Source organism: Bacillota bacterium (genome assembly GCA_029961055.1).
In the GTDB taxonomy this organism is placed as follows: Bacteria; Bacillota; Sulfobacillia; order JAIMAT01; family JAIMAT01; genus JAIMAT01.
Genome location: JASBVM010000007.1, coordinates 1 through 10,874, shown reverse-complemented (window position 1 = coordinate 10,874; position 10,874 = coordinate 1). Strand labels below are relative to the sequence as shown.

Sequence of the window (10,874 nt, the reverse complement as noted above, 5' to 3'; positions counted from 1 at the left end):
GACCCCCGAGGAAGGGTACGTCACCGGCGCGCGGCCCTCCCGGAAATCGGGTCGCGCCGACCCGGGGGCGACTGAGACGACCGGACCCGGGCACGCCTGGCGGCTTCCCTGCCCGGGTCCGGATCCGGCGCGAGGGTCAGGCCGCCCGCGACGGGCGGCGGACCCCTGATCCGCTTCGCGCTACTTCCGTTTCCGCACGGCGATGCGGTCGTAGCCGTCCACCGTCTCGACGCCCAGAAACTCGTGCCCAGCCTTCCGGGCCCAGGCGGGGATGTCCTTGCGGGAGCCCTGGTCCGTGGAGAGGATGGCGATCACCTCTCCCACCTGCGCGGAACGGATGGCGCGCATCAGCTCCATCATCGGTCCCGGGCAGAAGCTCCCGCGGGCGTCGATCTCGCGGTCAACCGTATAGTCCGCCATCCCATGCTCCTCCTTCTGGTCAAGCCTGGCGGGGTCCGGCCCTTCGGGCCTCCTCCTGCCGCTCAGTCGCCCCCGGGTCGGCGCGACCCGATTCCACGACGGGATCAAGACCAGCCCGGCCCGCCCGGTCGCCCGGGCGGGCCGGCCGCTCTCCCCTGCTCAGCCGGCGCGCAGCACCGGCGCCATCCGGCGTGCGAGATGGAGCCCGGCGGTCAGCACGTCCTGGATCTCCGGCTCTCGCGCCGCCCGGACCAGCCGGAGCAGACCGCCCCGCTCCTGCGGCGAGGGCGGCTCGGCCACCCACTGGTCCAGCGCATCCAGGAAGGCCGGCAGTTTCCGGACCAGGGCGCTGTCACCCAGCCGGTCGAGCAGCTCCAGCCAGGGCAGAAGACGGCTCAGCAGGCCGGTGACGCTCTCCGACGTGAGGGCGTCGGCCATGGCCTTGACCAGGGTGAGCAACTCTTCCAGGCGGCGCATCCCGCCGTTGGCCTCCAGCTCCCGGAGCAGGCCGAGGAGCCGCTCCAGCGCAGGGCCGGTCTCCGACAGCTCCTCCACGAGCGAGGCCATGCCCGGCCGCGTGGCCACGTCCGCCAGCTCGCCCAGTTGCGTGCCGAGCCGGACCAGGCTCTGGACGCTCTCGGAGGTGAGCGATTCGCGGAGGGCGTTGACCAACGAGACCAGCTCTTCCTGACGCTCGGGCGAGAGCGACGGCACGCCCTGCGAGACGACGGTCGACATCCCGTCTTCCCCCCTTCTCCCGGGCTCTCAGACCCAGCCGCGGAGCGAGAGCCAGTACATCTCGTTGAAGGCCAGCTTGAACCAGTGGACCGTGGCGGTCGGGCGAACCGGCTGGGGCGGGTTCCGGTAGTTGAAGCTGACGTAGGTGGCGTCTTCCTTGCCGGTCTCGACGAAGCAGAAGACCTTGCCGTCGTAGAGGGAGCTGGGCGCCTCGCCGCGCAGCTCATGAGCGAGGTTCCGCGCCACCACCTCGGATTCGTAGTGCGCGGTCGAACCGGCCTTGGAGATGGGCAGGTCGGTGGCGTCGCCCAGGACGTAGATCCGGTCCTGCCCTTTCATCTTCAGCGTCTGCCGGTCCGTGGGGAGCCAGCCGTCCTTGTCGCCCAGGCCGGAGTCGCGGACCACCTGGGCGCCCCGGTGGGGAGGGACCACCACCAGGAGGTCGTACTCGACCTCCTCGCCCTCCATGGAGCGGACGCGCCGGTGGACCGGGTCGACTTCCTCGGCGTTGAAGAGCGTCTCCCCCCGGATCCTCCGCTCTTCGAAGGCGCCGGCGGCCCAGTTGGCCACAGGCTCCAGCGAGTGGAGCCGGCCGATGGGGTAGGTGTAGACGATCTCCGCCCGTTCCCGCTTGCCCGCCTTGCGGAGCCGGTCGTCCAGCATGAAGACGAACTCCAGCGGCGCCACCGGGCACTTGTGCGGGACGTTGACGTTGAGCACCACGCGGCCGCCGTCGAAATCGTCCAGCGCCTGGCGAAGACGCTGGGCTTCCGCCGGCAGGTAGAAGGTGTGGGCGCCCTCGCGCAGCCCCGGGATGGAGTCCAGATCGGGGTGCGAGCCGGTGGCGACGACCAGGAAGTCGTACTCCCAGCGCTTGCCGCTCCGGCCCAGGACCACGCGCTCGTCGGGCAGGATGCGCACGGCGGGGTCGGTTACCACCTGGATCCCGGGAACCACAACCCGCCGCAGCGGGCGCTGATAGTTCTCGGGTCTGGCCTCGCCGAAGGCCGTGTAGAGAAGACTGGGCTGGTAGAAATGGGTGTCGGTCTCGCTCAGCATCACGATCTCGACCTCGCCGTCATGAAGCTCCTGCTGCAGCAGTCGGGCCAAGCGGTTTGCCGCCATCACCCCGCCGACGCCCGCCCCCAGGAACAGCACGCGTCCTCTCATCCGGCTGACGTCTCCTCTCCCTTGAAAGAATGGATGGGCCGCGAAATCCCTTTTGGAGCCTGCCCGGGCAGCGGACTGGCCCGAGTTGTGATGAATGTATTATTACTTGTTGATTATCCCCTACTGTCCGCTGTATCGGGTCGATACCCTACCCTGTATCAGATCTAGACCCTATGTCAATGGGGCTTTGAAATCCCATTGCATCCTGGGTATCCGCAATTTTCCGGACAGTTTTCTGTTTCTATGTCGCCACCTGCCATGTGGAATGGGCCCAGGTCCTTCCCCGGCTCGGCTGGGTTCTCCGGCCGCCATCGGCGGTCCGGATGCTCCGGGGTCCTTCCTGGCCTTGGAAGGTGAGGCCGGGGCGGGTACGCGCCGGCTTCATGGCATAATGGGGGGCGCCCGGTCGCCCGCCGGTGGCCAGCCGCTGCGCGGTCCACCCATCTTGCGGTCGGAGAAGGGGTCGAGCATCGTCCATGTGCGGGATCGCGGGTTTCTGGGGCGCACCGGATCGGCCACGGCTCGAGGCGATGACGGACGTGCTCCGCCATCGCGGTCCCGACGACCACGGCTTCTTCGAGTCGCCCGCCGGCAGCCTGGGCTTCCGGCGGCTCTCCATCATCGACCTGGCCGGCGGTCACCAGCCCATGGGGAACGAGGACGGTCGGGTCCAGCTGGCCTACAACGGCGAGATCTACAACTTCCGCGAGCTCAGGGCGGAGCTCTCGGCCGCCGGGCACACCTTCCGCACCGCCTCCGACTCGGAGGTGATCGTTCACGCCTATGAGGAGTGGGGGGAGGACTGCTTCCCCCGCTTCAACGGGATGTGGGCGGTCGCCCTCCTCGACCTGCGCGGCCCGGCGCCGCGAATGGTGCTGGCGCGCGACCACTTCGGCATCAAGCCGCTCTACTGGACGCGGGCCGCCGGCCGGCTCCTCTTCGCCTCCGAGATCAAGTCGCTTCTTCAGAGCCCCGAGGTGGAGCGGCGGCCGGACGAGCAGCACGTCTACGAGTACCTCCTGTACGGCTACCACGAGCACGACGAGGGGACGTTCTTCGCCGGCATCCAGCGCGTGCCGGCGGCCTGCCGCGTCGTCGTCGACGCTGGCGGCATGCGGGTGGAGCGGTACTGGGAGCCGCGCCTGGGCGAGGATGCCGATCCCGATCCGCGCCGCTTCCTGGAGCTCTTCGAGCGCTCGGTGGAGCGCCGGCTGGTGGCCGACGTCCCGGTGGGCACCTGCCTCTCCGGCGGTCTCGACTCCAGCTCGGTGGTCTGCGTCGAAGACCGCCTGCTCCGGCGGGGCGCCCCGGACGCCGCCTCGCTGGGCGACCGCCTCAAGACCTTCTCCGCGCTGTTCGACGGCGACCCCATCGACGAACGGGCGTATGTCCAGACGGTCCTGGAGCACGTGCCGGCCGAGGGGTACGAGGTCCGTCCGCGCTCGGACCGCTTCGTCGAGGAGCTGGGCGAGCTGGTCTGGCACCAGGAGGAGCCGACGGTCAGCACCGGCCCCTACGCCCAGTGGTGTGTGATGCGGCTGGCGGCCGAGCACGTGCGCGTCACCCTGGACGGCCAGGGCGGGGACGAGCTCCTGGCCGGCTACGTCCCCTACCATTTCGTCTACCTGCGGCAGCTCTTGCGCCAGCGTCGCTGGGGAAGGCTGCTGCGGGAGGCGTGGGCGTCGCGGGACCTGCTGGCGCCGCTGGTCCGGCGGCGGCTGGCGCAGCGCCGCCGGAGCGTGCCGGTCCGGCGCCTCCTCCGGCCGGACTTCCTGGCGCGGGTGCGGCCGCCGCGCATCCGGCCGGCGCAGGACGACCTGAAGCGGCGGCTGCTGGAGGACCTGACGCTCTTCAGCCTCCCCTCGCTGCTGCGCTACGAGGACCGGAACTCCATGGCCCACTCCGTCGAGTCCCGGCTGCCCTTCCTCGACCAGGAGCTGGTGGAGTACATCCTGCGCCTGCCGCCCGAGGCGATCATCGACGGCGGCTGGAGCCGCGCCATCTTCCGGCGCGCGATGAAGGGCATCCTGCCCGAGCGGATCCGGCTGCGGCGCTGGAAGGTGGGCTTCACCACACCCGAGATGCGCTGGCTGAAGGCGCGCCGGGCCTCCATCCAGAGCCTCCTGCGCTCGCCGAGCTTCGCCGCGCGGCCGTGGTGGGACGGGCCGGCGGTGGCCGACGCCTTCGCCGCCGCCTGCGAGGGGAGGCTGGAGGACTCGTTCTTCTTCTGGCGGGCGATCAACCTGGAGCTCTGGATGCGGAGCTTCATCGATCCCGCCGAGCCGCCCGCCGGACCGGCCGACCCCTTCGCCCTCGGCGACCGGGTGGCCGCCCGGAGCCTGGAGCCGGCTGCGGCCAAGCAGGCCGAGGCGCTGATCGACGGCCATCCCGCCCACGCCGGCCGGCAGCTGCTGGCCCACTCGCCGGTGGACGGCGGGATCTGGGCGCGCCTCCCCCTGACCACCCGCCTGGTCCGTTCCGGGGACCGGCTGGAAGAGGTGCTGGCGGAGGCTCTGGAGGAGGCGGGCGCCGTGCCGGCGGGGGGCGACATCCTCGCCCTGAGCGAGAAAGTGGTCGCCATCAGCCAGGGGCGCTCCTTTCCGGTGGAAGAGGTGAAGACCTCCTGGCTGGCCGTCCAGCTCTCGCGCTTCGTGCGCCGGACCGCCTCCGGCATCGGCCTCGGAATCCCCGCCACCATGGAGCTGGCGCTCCGGACCGCGGGCGCGCCCCGCATCCTCCTGGCGGCTGCGGCGGGCGCCGTGGGCCGCCTCCTCGGCGTGCGCGGTCTCTTCTACCGGGTGGCGGGGCACCGCGTCTCCGCCATCGACGGGCCCACCGCCGGGACCATCCCGCCGTACAACGGCCACGCCAAGCTGCCCCCGGCGGAGCCGGGGCGCGTGGCCCAGCGCCTGGCCGACTGGCTGGGGGCGCGGTACGGCGCGCGGGTCGGCGTTGCCGTCGTCGACGCCAACGACATCGGTGTGGAGGTCCTGGGCACCAGCGCCGGCACCGACCCGGCGCTCGTCGCCTCGCTCTTCCGGGACAACCCCCTCGGCCAGGGGAGCGAGCAGACGCCGCTCGCCTGGCTCCGCCGGCTGGACCGGGCCCCCGCCGCCTCGCCGGCCTCCCCGGCCGCGGCGGCGGGCGGCGGGTCTCCGGGCTGACCGCCCGCCGCCGGAGGCCGCCGCCGTCCCGGGAATCCGTGCAGCGGCGGGAGCCGGCTAGCGGAGCGTCCAGCCGACCATGCCGCGCACGTAGTTCCGCTGCAGAAGGGTGTAGACCAGCACCGGCACCGCCATCACCAGGACGGAGGCGGCGCTCAGCACCCCCCAGTCCACCAGATACTGGCCGCGCATGAGCGGGATCCGCTGCGTCGCCAGCAGCTCCGACGGGTCGTAGATGGTGATCAGCGCGAAGAAGAAGTCGTTCCAGACCCAGGTGAACTGGAGCGCCGCCGCCGCGGCCAGTCCCGGCAGCGCCAGCGGCAGGACGAGGCGCCAGAAGATGGTCATCCGCGAGGCGCCGTCCAGCTGGGCCGCCTCCTCGAGCTCGGCGGGCAGCGTGGCGAAGTAGTTGTGCAGGAACATGACGATCCAGGGAAGGCCCCAGGCGGTGTGGACGGCCACCAGCCCCGCGAAGCTGTTGATCAGGTGGAGCTGGACCAGGAGCTTGAAGAGCGGGATGGCCACCATCTGCTGCGGGACGGCCAGCAGGAAGACCACCACCACGAAGAGCGGCGAGCGCGCCCGAGAGCGGGAGCGGAGGAGCCCGTAGCCCGCCATGGCGCCCAGCAGGACGGGCAGGACGGTGGCCGGGATGGCGACGGTGAGCGAGTTCCGGATGCCGGAGCTCAGCGGCACCGACGGGTGGTTCCAGGCGGCGGCGAAGTTCCGGAAGGAGAGCGTCAGCGGGTGGAGGCTCCACCACCCGTCGAGGAGCTCTTCCTGGGGGCGGAGGGCGCTCATCAGGATGCCGAGGAAGGGCACGATCCAGATCAGCCCGACGAGCCAGGCGACCACGTCCCGCGCCACGTCGCGCCACCGCCACCGGGCGCCCCCCGCCCGGCGGCGGTCCTCCCGATCCCCCACCGGCTACGCCCCCTCCCTGGAGCTCCGCACGAATCCGACCCCCACGGCCAGCGTGAGGAGGGAGAGCAGCGTCGCCACCGCGGCCGCCCGGTTCGGGTCCAGGGCGCGGAAGCCGTAGAAGTACATCTGCAGGGCGAGCACCAGGGTCGACCCGCCCGGGCCGCCCAGCGTGGCGGTGTAGACGAGGTCGAAGAGCTTCAGCTCCCAGAGGACGGTCATGGCCACGATCACCGTCGTCATCGGCCGCAGCCCCGGCACCGTGACGTGGAGGAACTGCTGCCAGGGGCTCGCGCCGTCCACCGCCGCGGCCTCGTAGTAGTCTCGCGGGATGGCCGTCAGGCCGGCGCTGTAGAGGAGCATGGCGAAGCCGGTCCAGAGCCAGACCGAGCCCAGGATCAGGGCGAAGAGCGCGGTCTGCGGGTAGTCCGTCCAGGTCCGCGCCCAGGCCGCCAGTCCCACCGCCCGCAGCACCCCGTTGACCACGCCGGCGTGCTCATCGAAGAGGAAGCGGACCAGGACTCCCCCCACGATCATGGGGATGACCATCCCCAGGAAGACCACCCCCTTGAGGAAGGCCGCCCCGTGGGCGCGCTGCAGCAGCACCGCCAGCAGGAGGCCCAGGATCACCGAGAGCGGCAGGTGGAGCACGATCCAGACCGCGTTGTGGAGGAGCGAGCCCCAGGGCGGGCTGTGGAAGGGGAAGCGGCCCAGATCGACCGTCTCCGGGTTCTGCAGGACGGAGACGAAGTTCTGCAGGCCGACGAAGCGACCGTGCGCGTCCACGAAGGCCAGGCCGATGGTCTGCACCGCCGGCCAGACGATGCCGACGGCGATCATCACCAGGGCCGGCACGGCGAAGAGCAGGGTGTCCGTCGCCCCGCGTGCATGCGGACGCGGGTGCCCCAGTGCCGCGGAGCTCCGCGCCACTCCCATCGCCTCCTCGCTGCAGGGCACCCGGCGGGCCGGCTCGGCCCGCACCGGGTGCCCGCTCGTCACCGCCCATCGGGACGGCCGCCCTCCCCGGGCCTCCCCGGGCCTTCCCGGGCGGGCGGCCCCCCAGGCGGCTCCTACTTTCCGCTGGTCGACTGCTGCTCACGCGCCTGCTCGAGGGTCCTCAGCACGCGGTCCAGAGAGCTCGGCTGGACCCAGAGCAGCTTCAGCTGGTCCCAGAAGAGACGCTGCCAGTCGCCGCCGATCGAGTCGTCCAGGTCCGGCAGGATCTCCATCCCCTTGATCTGCTCGGCCACCATGCGGTCGACCGCCGGCGCCTGGTCCAGCGGCACGTCGCGCCGCGGCGAGAGCTTTCCCCCGCCCTGCCGGACGCGGAGCGCCTGGCCCTCCCGGCTGATGAGGAAGGCGGCCAGCTTCTTGGCCTCGGCCACGTGCGCGCCGTACTTGGGCACGAAGAGGTAGTCGGTGGCGCCGACGATACCCTTGGCGCCGGGCAACGGGAAGAAGCCCAGGTCGTTGGGGTCTTTCACCATGCCCGTGATCCAGTTGCCCATGAAGTAGAGCGCGTACTGCCCGTTCCACCAGAGGTCGATGGCCTGGGTCCACTCGATGGGCGCGCTCGAGTATTGGAGGACCGGGATCAGGCGGCTCTGGAAGATGTCGCGGACCCGGGGGGCCGTCCACTTCACCCTGCCCGCGATCAGGTCCTTCTGCAGCTCCGGCCCGCCGAAGGTGATCAGGAAGTGCTCGGTCTCGTCGGTCAGCGGCCAACCTGTCCCGTCCCCGCTGACGATGGGCTTCCGGACGCCGGGGATCTTGGAGATCTTCTCGAGGAGCGCCAGGAACTCGTCCCAGGTCTTCGGCGGCTGGAGGCCGTTCTTCTCGAAGAACGACTTCCGGTACCAGAAGCCCGGCTTGACGTTCATGTCATAGGGCAGGGCGTAGACCCTCCCGTCGACCTCCGCCGCTGGCACCGTGAACTGGCTCGCCTGGGGCTGCCAGATGTCCGTCAGGTCCTCCGCGTACTGGTGGTTCTGCTTCACCCACCAGTCCCACATGAAGATCACGTCGCCGGGGGCCTGCTGAGCCTGGAACTGCGGCGGAAGGACGTTGGCGAGGTCCTCCGCCCGGTAGATGCGATAGGTGATCTTGATGCCGAGTTTCTTCTCCGCTTCCTTGAGCACAGGCATGAACTGGCTCTGCTCGGCGCCCGCCCAGCCCGCGATCACCGTCAGCTCCACCGGCGCCGAGGCGGCTCCGCCGCCCGCCTTTCCGCCGTTGGCGCCCGTCCCGGCACTCCCCCCGCCGCAGGCTCCCAGGAGAAGCGCCGCCGCCAGCAAGGAGGCGACGACGGGCAGCGCGCGCCCTCCGCGGGGGCGTCCCAGGGGAGAGCGCCGGTGCATGGTGCGCTGGTGCATGGTGGTCACCTCGCTTCCAGAAATCCTCTTGACGACGACCGGTTGCTTCGAGAGATGCAGGATGGAACCCTGCCCAGGGCGGCAAGTCATTTCCTGCCTGCGGCCGCCGTTGCGTGCGCCGCCGCCCGGACGGCGGACGGCCGCCGTCGGTCGCGCGGATCGCCGACGGACAGATCGACAGGCCCGCCCACCGCTCCGGGGGCGGAAGCCGGCAGGAGGCCCGGGCTCGACGGACCGGCGTCTCGCCGGACCGCCTCCGCCTCGGAGGCCGCCTCCCGCCCCGGCCTCCCGGCGAGGTCCGCCGGCAGGAAGACGTTGAACCAGACGTCCGCGTGGTCCAGCACCCGGAGGCGGAGGACGCGCAGGTGCAGGACCAGCCCCGCGTGCCGGAGGGAGAAGGCCAGCGTCGGCGCTCCGTCCGGCGCCGCCTCCACGGTCGCCCAGAGCCGGCGAAAGTCGGGCAGCCGGCGGAGCCGGCGGAGGAGGGCGGCCGCCTCCGGCTGCCGGATGCGAGCGCGGCTGTCCCGCTTGAACTGGGCGAGCGCCGCCCGAGCCAGCGTCTCCCAGCGGAGGAAGCGCCGCCGGTAACCGGCATCGAAGAGGAAGTCCAGGATGGAGAGCTCCCCCGGCACCACCCGCCCCGGATCCACCTCGAAGAGTTCCACGGCGCGCCGGTTCCAGCCGTGCAGCCGCCACAGGCTGTCATGGACATAGGCGGGCAGGCGGGTGGCCTGGGCGGCCGCGACGCTCATCGTCATCAGCTCGGCGAACCGCTCCGGCCCGGGCGAATCGGGAGAGGCGGCGCCCGCGGGCGGCAGCGGGCCGGCGCCCGCGCCATGCCCGGCCGCCGCGAAGAAGGCGCGTCGCTCTTCCCCCGCCAGCTGCAGGGCGTTGGCCAGCGCGTGGGTCGAACGGAGAGAGGGCCGCCGTCTGCGACCCGCCTCCAGCTGGGCGACGTACTGCCTCGAGCAGCCGGCCAGCCCGGCCAGCGCCGCCTGACTCATCCCCAGCCTGCTCCGGTGGCGGGCCAGGAGAAGGCCGAAGTCTTCCTCGGGCGAGAACAAGAGCCGACCCCCCTCGCCCGGGTCGACCGCACCCGGGCTCAGCCGCCGGTCAGCTCCACCCCCTGCCAGAGCGCGCGGACCGGCGGTTCCAGGCGGACCGCCGCCGCGGCCGGCTCCGCCACGAGGAGCAGGCGACACCCCCCCAGCCGGAAGGCCGGCCGGCCGGAGCCGCCCCCCTCCTCCCTCGCCTCCCGGCCCAGGAGCAGGGTGTAGGCCTCTTCCGCCACCTGCAGGTGGGGCACCGGCCAGCGGAGCTCGACCAGGGCCGGTCCCTCCCCTCCCCCGCCTGCCAGGAAGCCCAAGCCCTCCAGGAGGCGTCGCCGCTCCGCCTCGCTCCCCCGGTGCTGGATGAGGAAGGGCCGCGGCCCCGCCAGGGGCGGCCACCCGGTCACCTCCACCGTTCGCCAGCGGAGCACGGCCCCCTGCGGGCTCCGCCGCTCGCCCGGCCGGGGGTCGGCCGGCCTCAGGCCGGTCGCCCGGAGCCGCCCGACCTCCGCCTCCAGGTCGTCGCTCCCCAGGGCGAGGGTGGCCAGGCCGGGCCCGCGCCCGGCCAACCGCGCCCAGGCTTCGTCGACGAAGGCGGCGCCCGCCGCCGGGGGCTCCTCCGGCCAGCGTTCGAAGGCCAGAAGCTCCCAGTAGGCCAGATCCGGCCCGTACCGGAGGGCGTTCCGGGTGCCGTAGGCGGGGTGCCGTCCGCCCGGCACGAAGCGGAGCCCCAGCCGCCCCGCCTCCTCCGCCGCGCCCTCCAACTCCCGGACGGCATGGACCAGGTGGTCCAGGCGGATCATCGCAGCGCCCGCTCCATCTCGGCCCAGCGGACCATCGGGGCCAGGCAGCTCCGCCCGCGGCAGACGTAGGCGGTCGGCCTGCCGTCGCGGGCGCTCCGGCCCCGGGCCAGGGGGACGGGCTCTTCCGCCCCTTCCCGGGCCCGCTCCAGGAGCAGGTCGGGAAGGAAGAGCTCGCCCAGCCTCCGGAGCCACTCCTCCGCAACGCCGGCTGCGGCCGTACCCCCCTGGGCGGGGAGC

The 10,874-nt window shown here is 72.2% G+C and carries 10 protein-coding genes; 1 reads left to right on the top strand and 9 read right to left on the bottom strand.

The window, feature by feature from the left end; translation table 11 throughout:
• Window positions 1–180: 180 nt before the first annotated feature.
• The 3 genes from QJR14_02880 to QJR14_02870 form a co-directional block, all read right to left on the bottom strand.
• Entirely contained in the window at window positions 181–420 is a 240-nt protein-coding gene (locus QJR14_02880) for a sulfurtransferase TusA family protein (GenBank protein MDI3316567.1), read from the bottom strand.
• Window positions 421–579: 159 nt separating this feature from the next.
• Complete coding sequence (locus QJR14_02875; protein MDI3316566.1) at window positions 580–1,158, bottom strand: hypothetical protein; 579 nt, start codon at window positions 1,156–1,158, stop codon at window positions 580–582.
• A gap of 27 nt (window positions 1,159–1,185) precedes the next feature.
• Window positions 1,186–2,328, bottom strand: a complete 1,143-nt coding sequence (locus QJR14_02870; GenBank protein ID MDI3316565.1) for an FAD/NAD(P)-binding oxidoreductase — start codon at window positions 2,326–2,328, stop codon at window positions 1,186–1,188.
• A 476-nt stretch (window positions 2,329–2,804) separates the two neighbouring features.
• Here QJR14_02870 and asnB point away from each other — a divergent pair, with 476 nt between their 5' ends.
• Window positions 2,805–5,492 (top strand): asparagine synthase (glutamine-hydrolyzing), encoded by a 2,688-nt coding sequence (asnB, locus tag QJR14_02865; protein ID MDI3316564.1) that lies wholly within the window; start codon window positions 2,805–2,807, stop codon window positions 5,490–5,492.
• A 57-nt stretch (window positions 5,493–5,549) separates the two neighbouring features.
• On the opposite strand, the gene QJR14_02860 is transcribed toward asnB, so the two are convergent.
• From QJR14_02860 to QJR14_02835, 6 genes are all read right to left on the bottom strand, one after another.
• Window positions 5,550–6,416: a carbohydrate ABC transporter permease gene (locus QJR14_02860; GenBank protein MDI3316563.1), complete on the bottom strand. Its 867-nt coding sequence runs from the start codon at window positions 6,414–6,416 to the stop codon at window positions 5,550–5,552.
• A 3-nt stretch (window positions 6,417–6,419) separates the two neighbouring features.
• Window positions 6,420–7,253, bottom strand: coding sequence for a sugar ABC transporter permease (locus tag QJR14_02855; GenBank protein MDI3316562.1), 834 nt, complete (start codon window positions 7,251–7,253; stop codon window positions 6,420–6,422).
• 230 nt (window positions 7,254–7,483) lie between these two features.
• Window positions 7,484–8,785 carry an ABC transporter substrate-binding protein gene (locus QJR14_02850; protein ID MDI3316561.1) on the bottom strand — a complete coding sequence of 434 codons (1,302 nt, stop codon included), beginning with the start codon at window positions 8,783–8,785 and terminating at the stop codon, window positions 7,484–7,486.
• 86 nt (window positions 8,786–8,871) lie between these two features.
• Window positions 8,872–9,849, bottom strand: coding sequence for a helix-turn-helix domain-containing protein (locus QJR14_02845; GenBank protein MDI3316560.1), 978 nt, complete (start codon window positions 9,847–9,849; stop codon window positions 8,872–8,874).
• A 38-nt stretch (window positions 9,850–9,887) separates the two neighbouring features.
• Window positions 9,888–10,637 carry a VOC family protein gene (locus QJR14_02840; GenBank protein ID MDI3316559.1) on the bottom strand — a complete coding sequence of 250 codons (750 nt, stop codon included), beginning with the start codon at window positions 10,635–10,637 and terminating at the stop codon, window positions 9,888–9,890.
• Window positions 10,634–10,874 (bottom strand): hypothetical protein (locus QJR14_02835; GenBank protein MDI3316558.1); only part of this gene is annotated, 241 nt, incomplete at its 5' end. The genes QJR14_02840 and QJR14_02835, both read right to left, overlap by 4 nt.